At 45.0% G+C, this 14,609-nt stretch carries 15 protein-coding genes; 9 read left to right on the top strand and 6 right to left on the bottom strand.

All coding sequences use genetic code 11. The features are described from left to right. The first annotated feature begins 99 nt into the window (after positions 1 to 99). Positions 100 to 891: a siderophore-interacting protein gene (locus AACV32_RS13535; RefSeq protein WP_094164972.1), complete on the top strand. Its 792-nt coding sequence runs from the start codon at positions 100 to 102 to the stop codon at positions 889 to 891. Positions 892 to 987: 96 nt separating this feature from the next. Here the strand turns inward: AACV32_RS13535 and phnR are convergent, their stop codons facing one another. Beyond that, a complete protein-coding gene (phnR, locus tag AACV32_RS13530) occupies positions 988 to 1,698 on the bottom strand; it encodes a phosphonate utilization transcriptional regulator PhnR (protein ID WP_026027711.1) in 711 nt (236 codons plus the stop codon). 173 nt (positions 1,699 to 1,871) lie between these two features. Here phnR and rnk point away from each other — a divergent pair, with 173 nt between their 5' ends. Then, the gene (gene rnk / locus AACV32_RS13525) at positions 1,872 to 2,279 is read left to right on the top strand and encodes a nucleoside diphosphate kinase regulator (protein ID WP_026027712.1); all 408 of its coding nucleotides are present in this window, start codon (positions 1,872 to 1,874) and stop codon (positions 2,277 to 2,279) included. 68 nt (positions 2,280 to 2,347) lie between these two features. Here rnk and yjjG read toward each other — a convergent pair whose 3' ends face one another. Together yjjG and AACV32_RS13515 are read right to left on the bottom strand one after the other, a co-directional pair. Then, positions 2,348 to 3,022, bottom strand: a complete 675-nt coding sequence (yjjG, locus tag AACV32_RS13520; protein ID WP_017045536.1) for a pyrimidine 5'-nucleotidase — start codon at positions 3,020 to 3,022, stop codon at positions 2,348 to 2,350. A 158-nt stretch (positions 3,023 to 3,180) separates the two neighbouring features. After that, positions 3,181 to 4,800 carry an NAD(P)/FAD-dependent oxidoreductase gene (locus tag AACV32_RS13515; protein WP_038148414.1) on the bottom strand — a complete coding sequence of 540 codons (1,620 nt, stop codon included), beginning with the start codon at positions 4,798 to 4,800 and terminating at the stop codon, positions 3,181 to 3,183. Between the two features lie 213 nt (positions 4,801 to 5,013). Between AACV32_RS13515 and fdxA the strand changes: the two genes are divergently transcribed. Beyond that, on the top strand, positions 5,014 to 5,337 hold the full coding sequence (gene fdxA, locus AACV32_RS13510) for a ferredoxin FdxA (RefSeq protein ID WP_170895275.1): 324 nt from the start codon (positions 5,014 to 5,016) through the stop codon (positions 5,335 to 5,337). Positions 5,338 to 5,464: 127 nt separating this feature from the next. On the opposite strand, the gene AACV32_RS13505 is transcribed toward fdxA, so the two are convergent. Beyond that, positions 5,465 to 6,199 carry an RNA methyltransferase gene (locus tag AACV32_RS13505; RefSeq protein ID WP_088729640.1) on the bottom strand — a complete coding sequence of 245 codons (735 nt, stop codon included), beginning with the start codon at positions 6,197 to 6,199 and terminating at the stop codon, positions 5,465 to 5,467. A gap of 132 nt (positions 6,200 to 6,331) precedes the next feature. Between AACV32_RS13505 and AACV32_RS13500 the strand changes: the two genes are divergently transcribed. From AACV32_RS13500 to msrB, 3 genes are all read left to right on the top strand, one after another. Then, positions 6,332 to 6,475, top strand: coding sequence for a hypothetical protein (locus tag AACV32_RS13500; protein ID WP_013867835.1), 144 nt, complete (start codon positions 6,332 to 6,334; stop codon positions 6,473 to 6,475). A gap of 118 nt (positions 6,476 to 6,593) precedes the next feature. Next, on the top strand, positions 6,594 to 8,342 hold the full coding sequence (locus AACV32_RS13495) for a formate--tetrahydrofolate ligase (RefSeq protein ID WP_170895274.1): 1,749 nt from the start codon (positions 6,594 to 6,596) through the stop codon (positions 8,340 to 8,342). A gap of 145 nt (positions 8,343 to 8,487) precedes the next feature. Further along, on the top strand, positions 8,488 to 9,639 hold the full coding sequence (msrB, locus tag AACV32_RS13490) for a peptide-methionine (R)-S-oxide reductase MsrB (RefSeq protein ID WP_170895273.1): 1,152 nt from the start codon (positions 8,488 to 8,490) through the stop codon (positions 9,637 to 9,639). A 114-nt stretch (positions 9,640 to 9,753) separates the two neighbouring features. Here the strand turns inward: msrB and folE are convergent, their stop codons facing one another. Continuing rightward, entirely contained in the window at positions 9,754 to 10,407 is a 654-nt protein-coding gene (folE, locus tag AACV32_RS13485) for a GTP cyclohydrolase I FolE (RefSeq protein WP_013867838.1), read from the bottom strand. 152 nt (positions 10,408 to 10,559) lie between these two features. Between folE and moeA the strand changes: the two genes are divergently transcribed. The 3 genes from moeA to AACV32_RS13470 are packed head-to-tail and all read left to right on the top strand — an operon-like array spanning position 10,560 to position 13,459. Continuing rightward, positions 10,560 to 11,795: a molybdopterin molybdotransferase MoeA gene (gene moeA, locus AACV32_RS13480; protein WP_017046934.1), complete on the top strand. Its 1,236-nt coding sequence runs from the start codon at positions 10,560 to 10,562 to the stop codon at positions 11,793 to 11,795. Positions 11,796 to 11,803: 8 nt separating this feature from the next. Next, positions 11,804 to 12,553, top strand: coding sequence for a molybdopterin-synthase adenylyltransferase MoeB (gene moeB, locus AACV32_RS13475; RefSeq protein WP_094145690.1), 750 nt, complete (start codon positions 11,804 to 11,806; stop codon positions 12,551 to 12,553). A gap of 21 nt (positions 12,554 to 12,574) precedes the next feature. Continuing rightward, entirely contained in the window at positions 12,575 to 13,459 is an 885-nt protein-coding gene (locus tag AACV32_RS13470) for a sulfurtransferase (RefSeq protein WP_170895272.1), read from the top strand. A gap of 65 nt (positions 13,460 to 13,524) precedes the next feature. Here the strand turns inward: AACV32_RS13470 and AACV32_RS13465 are convergent, their stop codons facing one another. Continuing rightward, a complete protein-coding gene (locus AACV32_RS13465; protein ID WP_170895271.1) occupies positions 13,525 to 14,526 on the bottom strand; it encodes a sugar-binding transcriptional regulator in 1,002 nt (333 codons plus the stop codon). Positions 14,527 to 14,609 lie beyond the last annotated feature (83 nt).

The following is a 14,609-nucleotide window of genomic DNA, read 5'->3' as shown; positions in this document are numbered from 1 at the left end:
AAAGTAAAATAACGTAAATGATAGTTATTATCATTGAATCAATTGAGCACTCAGTTTAAGGTTATACCTACAAAAGACAAAACGGTAATCTAGAGAATAATGAAAAAAGAAACAGAACCTAAACGCTCTTTCTATCCACTCACGGTTGTGGGTAGTCAGCAGATTTCGCCTTCCCTGCAACGCATTACGTTACAGGGTGACTCAATTGAGCATTTTACACTTGAAAACGAAGGCGATTATATCAAGCTGTTGTTTAGTGAAGATGGTGGCACTGATTTGTCACGGTTAACCCCTGATCAGCGCCCAATAATGCGCACTTATACCATTCGAAGTTTTGATGCGACCAACAATCGCATTGAAATCGATTTTGTACGGCACGAAGCGGAAGATAAGCAGTGCGGATTTGCAGTCAGATGGGCGATGCATACGGCCATTGGTGATACGATTTCAATCGCTGGCCCAGGTAAAGCTCAAGGGTTGAATCCCAATGGGAAATGGTTTTTCTTAGCCGCTGACATGACCGCGATCCCTGCTCTTGCAGCTCAATTAAAACGCTTACCACGTGATGCAAAAGGTTATGCAGTAATTGAAATTGAGCATGTGGATGACAAACAGGCACTACAGGCTCCGGAGAACATAGAGATCTCTTGGGTAGTGAAAGACAGCAGCACCAATTTGGCGACTTCGGTTATCGAGAAAAATTGGCTGGGTGAGAATGGCTCGGTATGGTGTGCGTGTGAATTTGATACCATGCGCGCGCTAAGAGAGTATTTTCGCAATGAAAAAGAGATAGCCAAAGACTATATTTATATCAGCAGCTACTGGAAACGTGGCGTCAGTGAAGATGGGCATAAACAGCTCAAACAAACGGATGCACAAACTCAGTCATAAACAGCAATAACACAGTAAAAAGGTGACTTAATAGAGGTCGCCTTTTTCATTGAATGCGCTCAATTTTCAACGAACATAGCTTTAACGGACATAGCCTCAGCGGGCCACGGTTAGCTTGGCTAACGACTCAATACAAATCGCGTCATGTCGCCAGTATTCGATGCCACAATCGATCAGTTCACCCTGTTGATTATAATTAATGCGCTCAACGACCATCGCCGGAGTGCCTGATGTAGCGCGTAGCGCTTGCGCCATATGACCAAGCAAAGAGCTAGTGGTAATTCGATAACGGACTGTTTGATACTCCACGGCAAAATGGTCGCGATAAATATCCGTCAGTGATTGAGACAAATCGAAAGTCAGCAAGTTGGGAAACAATTCAGGGCGCACGTAATTCGTCACATAGACCACGGGGCGATCTTCTAAATAACGCACACGATCAATTTGGTAAACATCCGAAAATGGCTTTAATCCCAATAAGAGCGATGCTTGTTTATTGGCTAATAGCGCTTTTGCCATCATCAGTTCCGTTTTTGGTACTCGGTTTTGTGCTAAAGCCATGTTGGTAAAATTCAGAGTTTGGGTTGGGTCGTAACGTATCGGCTCGGGAGAAATAAACCAACCTCGCCGATCTTCTCGGTAGATCTTGCCATCCGCTTCCAACAGAGACAAAGCCTCACGCAGGGTAACGCGTGTGGTATTAAACGACTCTGCAAGTTTTCGTTCAGAAGGTAATTTTTGACGAGGGGCAAGCATGCCAGCATCGATTTGTTCAACAATCACATCTTTAATTTTTACGTACTGCACAACATCCACTCCCAACCTAAATACGTGCATGCCAAATTCATAACAAACTGATACCGTATTATTTGCATTCTATGTCGAACAAGATTAATGTCATAGCCTGAATCGCAATAACATTGACGTTAATTTTTATACCGCCTAGCTTTTGGGCGGTATTTCTTTTTGGAGTATTAAAAATGTCAAACTTAGCACCTGTCTTAGTTTCAAGCCTTGATATGGACAGAATATCCGCATTACTGGATGGCATGCCTAAACTAACGCCAGAGTTAGAAAAGCTCGAGGCTGAGTTGGATAGAGCCACCATTGTCGCCCCGCAAGAGATGCCAAATAATGTGGTGAGCATGAATTCGACCGTACGCTTCAAGTTTATCGACAGTGATGAAGTGATCGAAAAAAATCTTGTGTATCCGCATGAAGTGAAAAGCAGTCAAGATATCTCTGTTTTTGCCCCAGTAGGCAGTGCATTGTTGGGCCTAGCTGTTGGTCAACAGCTAAGTTGGCCAATGCCAGGTGGTAGAGAAAGAGTGATTGAGATTCTTGATGTAGTTTATCAACCTGAGCGTGACGGTGAATTCAACCGCTAACGAATCGATTTGTTGGTGTGGAGGTCGATATCATCACTCCACACCCCAAGCCACATCATTGTAAATAATTATGCGACCAAAATATCTTTAAGCTCGTGCAATGAACGCACATGGTAGTGTGGCTCAATACCCTCAACAGCACTTGCGCCAGTAGAGTTTAGCCAACAGGTCTCAATACCAAAATTCAAGCCACCTAGAATATCGGAATGCGGGTTATCTCCTACCATCAATACACGATTTTTAGCAGGGTTGCCCATTTTGTCTAACGCGTAGGCAAAAATCCCGTGATCAGGTTTCGCTACACCAACCTCTTCTGAAATAATCACGTGGTCAAAGTATTCACTCATCCCCGTTCTTTGCAAACGAATCGCTTGAAGTTCGGTAAAACCATTAGTAATGATGCCAAGTTTCGCTCGACCTGTAAGGGCATCCAATAACTCTTTTGCTCCTGGTAGTGGAGTACAAATATCAGCCATGGCTTCAAGAAACGCGCTGTTTAATTCCGTGGTTGTCGTCGCGAGCTTTTCTGCCCACTCTGCAAAACGAGTATGCTTCAACTGCGCCGCCGTGATATCACCATTTTGGTAATCGACCCACAGTGGTTTGTTAACTTCTTGGTACTGCGCAAAATCTTGTTCAGTAAACAACACTCCTTTGCGCTCAAACATCAGCTGCATACCTTTGAAAGCATCAAAATGAAACAAGGTCTCGTCAGCGTCAAATAAAATCCAGTCGTACTTCATGATCTCTCCTCATAATGTTCGGGCTAGTTTAGATTGTTTTTAGTTAAATGATAATCTCTATCAGAAGAAACTTTTAAAATTCAATGTGATAACGAATCTAATCGTCCCTGTAATAAAAAAGGCTCCAATGAGCCTTTTCTTATGCTTAATATTGCAAATTATGATGCTTTTTCAGCTTCGTTAACCATAGAAAGCGCCAATGCTTCGGCCGCTTTAATACCATCAATGCCTGCTGATAAAATCCCGCCCGCATAACCTGCACCTTCACCTGCCGGATAAAAGCCTTTCAGGTTGATGCTTTGGAAATCTTTACCCCGTTTAATGCAAATGGGTGATGACGTGCGAGTTTCTACTCCAGTTAACAAACCATCCTCAGAGGCAAATCCTTTGATCTGCTTATCAAACGCTGGGATCGCTTCACGAATGGCTTCAATAGCAAAATCAGGCAACGCTTTTGAAATATCTGTCAACTTGATGCCGGGTGTAAAAGAGGGTTCGACATCACCTAACGCACTCGGATCACGACCTTGTAAAAAGTCACCAATTTTTTGTGCTGGTGCATCGTAGTTTTCGCCGCCAAGTTGATAAGCTCGTGATTCAAGTTCACGTTGGAAGCGCACGCCCGCTAGCGGATCACCGGGATAATCACGTTCAGGATCAATACCCACTACAATCGCACTGTTAGCATTACGTTCTGCGCGAGAATATTGGCTCATGCCATTGGTCACAACGCGCCCCTCTTCAGAAGTAGCCGCCACTACCGTGCCACCGGGGCACATGCAGAAGCTATAAACAGTGCGGCCATTCTTACAGTGGTGAACCAATTTGTAGTCCGCCGCGCCAAGAATGGGGTTACCCGCATTCGCACCAAAACGCGCTTCATCAATCATTGATTGTTTATGTTCAATACGGAACCCTACTGAAAAGGGTTTGGCTTCCATATAAACGCCACGTTCATGCAGCATTTCAAAGGTATCACGTGCGCTATGACCGACCGCAAGGACAACATGACGCGTTTTAATTTCTTCACCATTTGACAGCGTAAGCCCGGTAATTTGCCCTTCTTCGATGTGAATGTCATCAACACGAGTACTAAAACGAATTTCACCGCCTAATTCGATAATTTTGGCACGCATTTTTTCAATCATGGTCACCAATTTGAACGTGCCAATGTGCGGTTTGCTCACGTACATGATTTCAGCAGGTGCGCCCGCAGCGACAAATTCTGTAGTGACCTTACGACCATAGAAGTTAGGATCTTTCACTTGGCTATAGAGTTTTCCATCAGAAAAAGTTCCCGCTCCACCTTCGCCAAACTGCACGTTAGATTCAGTATTCAATGTACGTTTACGCCAAAAACCAAAGGTATCTTTGGTGCGTTCGCGCACTTCTTTACCACGCTCGACAATGATTGGGTTAAACCCCATTTGAGCAAGAATCAGTCCTGCGAATAGACCACAAGGGCCAAAGCCTATCACCACTGGGCGCTCAGTAAGATTCGCTGGCGCTTGAGCAACGAATTTGTACTCCATATCCGGCGTCACTTTCACATGCGGATCATCAGCAAACTGAGCAAGCAACTCTGTTTCATTCTCCACGCTCACATCTAGCGTGTAAATCAGCATGATTTTCGTTTTCTTACGAGCATCGTAGCCACGTTTAAACATATTGAATGAAAGAACTTGTTCATCAGCAATACCAAGTTTTTCAGTAATAGCAGCAAAAATTGCCCCTTCCTCGTGGTCCAAAGGAAGTTTAATTTCGGTTAAACGTATCATGTCGGTGTCTCGTTTTAGTCGGTGTCTTAGCCAAAGCCGCAAGCGGCCCGCTCACAATGGCGCGCATTTTACGGGAAATGGCGTTATCTGTCATACTAAATCCCGAATTCATCACACGTTACGCTAGATATTCATAGCGTTGGATGTTGAAATTTAACTTGGGATGCGTATTATCCCCATTCTTCATTTTTGACTAACTAAGAGCTGATCATCATGGCGTTTGTCGTAACGGATAATTGCATCCAATGTAAATTTACTGACTGTGTCGCGGTATGCCCTGCAGATGCCTTTCACGAAGGTCCCAATTTTATGGTGATCAACCCCATTGAATGCATTGATTGCGGTTTATGTGTTCCTGAATGTGCAGCTCAAGCTATCTTTCAAGAAGATGAACTCCCAGAAGATCAGAAGATTTACATCGAACTCAATGCTGAGCTTGCCGATATATGGCCGGTGCAAACCGAAGTCAGACCAGCCATGGATGATGCTGAAAAATGGAATGGCGTGCCAAACAAACTGGGGATGTTAGAGAAGTAGTCTTTTCTTTTTATAACTAGCGTTATAAAAAAAGCGCAAACACGGCATCCGTTATCACGCTTTTTGACGACAATCCAAAGCAACAACTTTTAAGCTTTACTTATTGACCGAGTGATCTTGGTTTGATCTAGTGATGTTGGCGGCGCAGGTTATCCAAAATAATACCCGTAGCCATTGCTACGTTAAGTGACTCTGCTCCCCCGAAGGCGGGAATGGTGATTTTGTCGGTGACATATTGAGCCACTTCGGCACGAATACCATGCGATTCACTGCCCATCAATAAAATCCCTTCTGCTGCAAATTTCGTATGATGTACGCTCTCACCTTCTAAAAAAGCCCCATAAACAGGTAGATTTGAACTCTGTAAATAAGCACTCAAATCCACTTGGCTCACCGTAACACGCCCAAAGCTACCCATGGTGGCACTGATGGTCTTGGGATTGTATGGATCGGCGCAATCGTGGCTAGCGACAATGTGTTTAATGCCATACCAATCAGCGACACGGATAATCGTCCCTAAATTACCGGGGTCAGAAACACCATCGAGAGCGATCATCAATCCTTTTGCTTCAGGCACCGTCACTTCGGGGATCTCAACGACGGCGATTGCCGCATTATTGCTCACCAAAGTGCTGGCTTTGGTTAAGTCATCTAATGTGGCCTCAATGCATTCAAAAACACTAAGCTCAACGCGGTTTTGTGCGATAAACTCCGCAGTGGCAAAAACCTGCTTTACCGTCAGTTGGCTGTTAATCAATTCCAACACGTTCTTTTCGCCTTGCACTAAAAACAGGCCATGAGCCTTGCGCTGTTTCTTTTGGCCTAAAGCACGAAGTAGTTTCAGTTGGTTTTTTGAAATCATAAAATATCCGCAGTGAGGTAAGGTTGGCCTAGTAAAAACGCCGCATTATAGAGTAAAGGCCGTCAGAGCTAAAGCAGTGTAAGTCGAGTTTCAATACCATATGTTCAGTTACTAACAAACAAGGAAATCCATATGAAACGTTTTCTTCCCTCTTCCGTTATGTTAACCCCCTTTGTCGTCAAGCATTATGATCAACAAGATAGTGATCAACTTGAAGATGATCATCATAAAGAGCCCAACGACAATGACACAAAAGAGAACGAAGAATCGAGCTAAAAGCTCAGACATTAGTTTATAATCCACTCATCAAATAACTTTACAACCCATTTTTTGACGTTATTATCGCGACGCAAACGTTTTCCCAACCCGTACAATACTAAATAATGAGGGTTTTATGCTGCCTGATATTGAAATTTGCCGCGCCACTTCATTAACCTCCATAGAGGCTATCGCTAACAAAGCAGGATTCACCGCCAGCGAATTCCACAGCCAAGGCCGCTTTAAGGCGAAAATTTCATTAAGTTGCCTTGAACGTTTGCAAACACAAACGGTTGGAAAGTTAATCCTTGTGACTGCCATTACCCCAACGCCATTAGGGGAAGGAAAAACCGTCACGACCATCGGCCTATCACAAGGAATGGCAAAATTGGGTCATTCGGTGATGGCATGTATTCGTCAACCCTCAATGGGACCAATCTTTGGTGTTAAGGGCGGAGCCGCTGGCGGCGGTTATTCACAAGTGGCACCAATGGAAGAGCTCAATTTGCATCTCACTGGCGATATCCACGCCGTCACAGCCGCGCATAACCTAGCGGCAGCGGCGATAGATGCCCGGATCTATCACGAACAGCGCCTTGGTTATGACGATTTCGAGCAGCGCACCGCAATGAAAGCACTGCGTATCGACCCGAATAATGTGGTTTGGAAGCGAGTGATGGATCACAACGATCGCGCATTGCGCATGGTTACCGTTGGCCGAAATGAAACGGATAAATCAATCAATGGCTTTGAGCGTGAAGATGGTTTTGATATTTCAGCGGCTTCTGAGCTGATGGCGATTCTTGCCTTAGCCAAAAACTTAAACGATCTGCGTCAACGGATTGGGCGGATTGTCGTCGCCTATAGCCACCATGGTACACCGATTACCACTGAAGATTTGCAAGTCGCTGGGGCGATGGCTGTCAGTATGAAAGAGGCGATTGAACCTACATTAATGCAAACGTTAGAAGGCGTACCGACACTGATTCACGCCGGGCCTTTTGCCAATATCGCGCACGGTAACTCTTCTATTATCGCCGATGACATCGCCACAAGGTTAGCCGAATTTACTGTAACAGAAGGCGGCTTTGGCTCTGATATGGGATTTGAAAAGGCGTGCAATATTAAAGCTGCGACATCTGGGAAAGCGCCAGATTGCGCCGTTATCGTCACCACACTTCGCGGCTTAAAAGCGAACTCTGGTCTGTATGAATTGCGTCCCGGTCAGCCAGTTCCCGACACTCTATTTCAGCCAGACCATGCCGCGTTGGTGTCCGGTTTTGAAAATCTCAAATGGCATATTGAAAATGTGAGTAAGTATGGAATACCCGCCGTAGTTGCCATTAACCGCTTTCCACAAGACAGCCAAGAAGAGCTTGAGCAGCTCGCCATGATGATTCACGCACTACCTTATAAGGTTGAGGTTGCACTGAGTGAAGGTTTTGCTCTTGGAGGCGAAGGGACGACTGAGCTTGCTTCCAAAGTCATTAAGCAGTGTCAAAAAGTGAGTACGTTCACACCGTTATACCAAGCACAGCAGACGATCGAAGATAAGATCAACGCCGTAGCGAAAAAGGGCTATGGCGCGGCAAGCGTCACTTTTAGTGATAAAGCACAACGTCAAATGCACAACATGCAAGAGCAAGGTTACGGGAAACTTGCTGTCTGTTTGGCGAAGACGCCGCTTTCAATTTCAACCAACGCTGCGATTAAAGGTGCACCAAAAGGTTTTGATGTACCGATTCGCGAATTAAAGCTCTGTGCGGGTGCTGGCTTTATCTACGCACTATGCGGCAACGTGATGACCATGCCTGGCCTTCCTGAAAAACCCGCCTTCATGTATTTAGACATTGATTCTAAAGGAAATATTATCGGCCTAACCTGATATTATTGTTCGAAATTAACCTTTCTGAGCGCAAATCTTCGGGCTCAGAAAGGCTTTCTTCACGCTATTTGTTTTCTTTCTCTGTAATTTTTTGCGCTTTTCACCGTTCTTTACCAGTATCAATAAAAAATAAGTAAGGTCGGTTATGAAACGTTTTACTCCCTTTATATTCTCAATAGCGCTTATTGTGCCTATTCTGTTTTCGCTATTTAGCCAAGCAGAAACTCAGCCTAAAACCATGCCCAGCATTGGTAATCAGCAAATCGCGACATTAGCTGGGGGCTGTTTTTGGTGTACAGAATCTGATCTTGAAAAACTCAACGGTGTCATTAGCGTTGTCTCTGGTTATGCGGGTGGCAGCCTTGAAAATCCAACCTATAAACAGGTCTCATCAGGAAAATCGGGCCACATTGAAGTGATTCAAGTGACCTTTGATCCACAAGTTGTCAGCTACGAGAATGTATTGGATCATTTTTTCCGCCACATTGATCCGACAGATGATCAAGGCTCGTTTGTTGATAGAGGCCCACAGTATCGGCCTGCCATTTTTTATCACAACAGTGAACAGAAGCAGACCGCGCAGCGCTTTATGCAAGAAATCAATGCGCTAGGGATCTTCAAAAAGCCGCTCAAAACAGAGCTGATTCAATACAACCAATTTTGGCCTGCTGAAGAGTACCACCAAGATTTTTATAAAAAGAGCAAAGTACGTTACACCTACTATCGTCATGCTTCCGGACGTGATCAATATCTTGATACCATCTTCGGTAAAGATCGTAATGAGCATCCAAAAACCTTACGTCAATTGATCGAAGCGCAAAACATGCAAAACATGCAAAACATGCAAAACAACGTTAAGGTATACACCAAACCTTCTAATGAAAAGATACGCGCCAAATTGACTGATTTGCAATATTACGTGACGCAAGAAGAAGGTACTGAACGCGCATTTAACAATGAGTATTGGGATAACAAAGCCGATGGTATTTATGTCGATGTGGTCAGCGGAGAGCCATTATTCTCTTCTACCGACAAATACCGTTCTGGTACAGGCTGGCCCAGTTTTACTCGGCCAATTAATGAAGCATATATTGCGACCAAAAGCGATTCTCGGCTTTTTTATACCAGAACCGAAGTGCGCAGCCGTTTTGCAGATTCTCACCTAGGCCATGTCTTTGAGGATGGACCAGCACCAACCGGCTTACGCTACTGCATGAACTCTGCCGCGATGCGATTTGTACCAAAAGAGGCGATGCAAGCTGAGGGCTATGGCGAGTACTTGGTTCTGTTTAAATAAAATTTGGCTCTGTTTCAATAAAGCGTGCATGGTAAAACGAAAAAGCCCTCGGCTTCACTTGCGAGGGCTTTTTTAGTTGATCAACGTTAATCGATGGACTCAACTGAGATTCGATTAATGTAAACCATGGAAAAATTCGGCGCGGGTGGCAGGGTTAGATTTAAAAATACCGCCTAATGCTGTGGTGGTCGTTTCACTGGTCGCATCCATAACACCACGTGACTTAACACAGTAATGAGTGGCATCAATGGTGACCGCGACATCGTCTGAACCGAGTAAGGTTTGCAAAGCCACCAGAATCTGCTGTGTCATTCGCTCTTGAACTTGGGGGCGCTGAGCAAAAAAACGTACAATACGGTTAATCTTAGAAAGACCAATTATCTTGCCTCTTGGGATATACGCCACCGCAGCTTTACCATCGATAGTCACAAGATGATGCTCACAGGTACTGGTCACGGTAATCTCTTTTACACGCACCATTTCACTGACGTTCATCTTGTTTTCGATCACAGTAATTTTGGGGAAGTTTTGATAATCGAGGCCGGAAAACACTTCATCCACATACATTTTCGCAATTCGATGGGGCGTCTCTTCTAAACTGTCGTCGGTCAGGTCAAGACCGAGTAGTGTGAGGATCTCACGCATATGGTGTTCGATTTTTTCTTTCTTTTCTTCACGAGTAACCTCATTTGGACGCATAGGCGTTTCCAAACCTCGGCTCTCTAGCGCATCTTTGACCAACTTTGCTGATTCGCTAAGACCTAGCATTCCGATTCCTCTTACTTTTTACCCCTTTCGGATGGCAGACAAGGATACTCGGAATTTTGAATAATTACATCCATATTTTAAGGATGGTCATTATTGCCCGTAAGCAATGTATGATAAAGTCCTCGCAAAGAAAAAAGCTATAGGAACCGACCATGGGCTGTTGTGATTCACCGGGCTTAATGCCTATCGAACAAGCGTTAGAGACAATGCTAGCGAATATCAAACCCATCCAAACGACGCTGAAACTACCGCTAGCCGACGCGTTAGGCTATGTGTTGGCCGAAGAGTTACTCTCACCCATTTTTGTGCCGCCTTTCGATAACTCAGCGATGGATGGATACGCTATTCGATTAGCTGACCTGCAACAGTCAACCACCCTGCCGCTGGCTGGCAAATCTTTTGCCGGTCTTCCATTTGAAGGGCCGTGGCCAGCCAACAGTTGCGTGAGAATTATGACTGGCGCGAAAATTCCAGCTGGTTGCGACGCGGTGATCATGCAAGAGCAAACGACCGAAAACGAAAATGGTATCTGCTTTCTACAGCCGAATGCAAAGCCTCAGCAAAATATTCGCCCCACTGGTGATGACATCAAACAAGGCGATGTAGTGCTACATAAAGGGGCTCGCTTGACTTCGCGTGATATCCCAATGATTGCCACACTCGGCATCAGCCATGTGACCGTTTTTCGTAAACCTAAAGTGGCCTTTTTCTCAACTGGAGATGAGCTAAAACCACTCGGTGAACCTCTTGCTGAGGGGCAAATCTATGACAGTAATCGTTATGGCATTAAACCATTAATTGAGAATTTTGGTTGTGAAGCGATTGATCTTGGGATCATTGCTGATTGCCCTGCCACTTTAAAAGCTACCTTCGATAAAGCTCAACATTTGGCCGATGTGGTTATTACTTCTGGCGGCGTAAGTGTAGGCGAAGCTGACTATACCAAAGATATTTTGCAAGAACTCGGAGAAATCGGTTTTTGGAAACTGGCAATAAAACCGGGCAAACCGTTTGCATTTGGAACATTAGATCATGCTTGGTTCTGTGGCTTACCTGGCAACCCCGTCTCAGCCGTATTAACCCTATACGTCTTGGTGCAACCTATGCTGGCTAAATTGGCTGGACACACTCAGTGGAAAGCACCGGAGTCCATTCCAGCCATCACTAAAAATGCCTTTAAAAAATCACCGGGCCGTACTGACTACCAACGCGGTATTTACACAATTGAAAATGGCCAGTTTGTTGTTGAAACTACCGGAAACCAAAGTTCGGGGGCATTTCGTTCGATGAGTCTCGCCAACTGTTTTGTGGTGTTAGAACAAGATCGTGGCCGAGTGGAAGTGGGCGAAACCGTCAATATCCAACTTTTTAATCCCAGCTTGTATTAAGGATCACTATGGAGATCCTATCTGATCAAGAGCTACTGCGTTACAACCGACAAATCATTCTCAAACAGTTTGATTTTGAAGGACAAGAAGCACTTAAACAAAGCTCTATTTTAATTCTTGGCGCAGGAGGATTGGGCTGCGCTGCAAGCCAATACCTTGCCACGGCAGGTGTTGGTTCACTCACGCTCATCGATGATGATGTGGTTGAGCTCTCTAATTTACAGCGCCAAGTGCTGCATAGCGATGCCGATATTGGACGTAAAAAAGTGGACTCAGCGGCAGAGTCACTGCGTATGCTTAACCCGTATTTAACGGTAAATACCGTTGATCAACGCCTTGAAGATGCACAATTGAAAGCATTAATTGAACAGCATTCTTTAGTGCTGGATGCATCAGATAACCTTGATACTCGTAACCAATTGAATAAACTCTGCTTTCAAACTAAAACACCACTGGTATCTGGTGCCGCGATTCGTATGGAAGGGCAAGTCAGCGTGTTTATGTATCAGCACCCAGACGAGCCCTGTTACCAATGTTTAAGCGCTCTTTTTGGTAGTAACGTACTCACTTGCGTCGAAGCGGGCGTAATGGCCCCTGTCGTCGGGATTATTGGCGCGGTACAAGCTATGGAAGCGATCAAAGTGATCGCTCAATATGGGCAGGTAAAACAAGGCAAAATTTTGATGTTGGACGCTCTTTCAATGACGTGGAGAGAAATGAACTTAATCAAACTCGCTCACTGCCAGACTTGCCAGTAAATGAACGACAAAGACTCAATAATGTCTTTCTCGTTCGTCCACCGCATCAGCCCACACAATAGGAGAGTTAAACTCATGTCACCACTCGTCTCCCCCCAATGGCTAGCACAAAAGTTAGGCGACCCGCGCACCGTTATTCTTGATTGCAGTATTGAATTCCAAATTCCCAGTGAAACTGAGAAAGATACTCTGCATAACATTCCCGGCGCTCGGCGCTTTGATTATGATGGTGAATTCTGTGACCTACAATCGCCACTACCTCATATGATGCCTAGTGAAGAACGCTTTAATCAATTAGGACAATCGATCGGTTTAAACCACGATTCGATCGTCGTTGTCTATGACAATAGCGGAACGTTTGCATCACCGAGGGCATGGTGGATGCTCAAAGCAATGGGACATGCGTCGGTATACGTTCTTGATGGTGGATTAACAGAATGGAAACGCCAAGGTTTACCCGTTGTAAAAGAGTACACACATGCCTTTAAACACGGAAACTTCCATGGCACGCTCGATCCTCGCTATTTTGTGAACGCAGACTATGTGCTTGCACAAATAGAGAACCCAGAGAGCTTAACTGTTGATGCACGTTCACAAGCCCGTTTTTTGGGTCAAGTGAAAGAACCAAGAGAAGGCGTGCGCAGCGGCCATATTCCTCACTCTATTTGCTTACCTTTTACAGAGTTGATGAATGGGCATAAGCTTAAATCACCGCAAGATCTACAACCTATTATGCAAGCGACGCTGGCTGCTGGAAAAGAGCAATACATTTTCAGTTGTGGCTCAGGCGTAACCGCCTGTATTGTGCTGCTGGCTGCGCAAATTTGCGGCTACGAAAAACTGTGCGTTTACGATGGTTCGTGGACAGAATGGGGGCAGCGCACTGAGCTGCCTATTGAGCTTTAGCCTCTGAATCAATCCCCACCGTCGTGGGAATTGATTCAGAGGCTAAAGGATTATATAGGTTAAATTCAAATTGACGATTCTGTGACGGTTTGTATCTGCTCATCTAAATTCAATACCGTTAACGCGTTGCTTACGCTGGTGGCAATCACATCAATTGCACCGGTGCGTAGCGCCCCAAGCAGCGCTAAAGGTTTGCTGTTTTCAGCCGCGATAGCGATCACCTCAGCAATCGGTCGAAATTCGTCAATCCCTAACCCAATCACACGATCGCTCATCACCGTATTGGCAGCTTTACCGTGGATATCAAAAAAATCATAACCAGCGAAATCCCCCACCACACCTTGCTGTAAACGCGACTGCACCACTTCATCGGCGGTAAACCAACCGAGATCGACCATGTAGCTGTTTTCACTCATATCCCCAATACCCACTAACGCAATGTCTGCCTTACGTGCTAAATCTAAGGTTTGTTTGACGGTTGCATTTTGCATAAATGCTAATTTTTGTTCGCGATTTTCAGCATAGGCAGGCGCATAAAGCGTTTCAGAGCTTCCACCGTATTTTTTGGCCAGTTGCCGACAGATATGATCCGCATTAAACATCCCACCCCTTGGGTGAATGCCACCAATACTACAGACAAACTTACACTCTCGCGGTGTGATCACGCCAATATGATGCGCCACGGCCGATACATTTCGGCCTTGACCAACGGTCACAACCATGCCGTTTTTTAGCGTACTGGTCAGGTAATTGGAAACCAACCCCGCCACTTGTTGGCGCTGCAACTCTTCGCTAGGTTGGTCAAGTGCAACCAGCGCACGTTTTACGCCAAAGCGTTCAATCAGTCGCTGCTCAATTTTGGCGCTAAAAACAGGGTGATATTTCACCGTAATTTCGACAATCCCTTCATCGCGTGCCTGTTTAAGCATTCGCCCTACTTTGGCTCGTGAAAGAGAAAACTTTTTCGAGATCTCTTCTTGAGTTGCACCATCTTGGTAATAAGCCACTGAAATTTCAGTTAATAAGTCAGTATTTTCGATAGAAATGTCTTGATTGGGAGTGGTCATACGGGATCTCATGGTCAATATTGTGCGCAGAATAACGACAATTGAGCATTTGCTCATTGACCTAGCATAGGTTAAGCCTCATT

Source organism: Vibrio sp. B7, from assembly GCF_963888765.1.
Classification (GTDB): Bacteria; Pseudomonadota; Gammaproteobacteria; order Enterobacterales; family Vibrionaceae; genus Vibrio; species Vibrio anguillarum.
The sequence above is the reverse complement of the archived record's forward strand: the minus strand, read 5'-3'. Positions and strand labels throughout refer to the sequence as shown.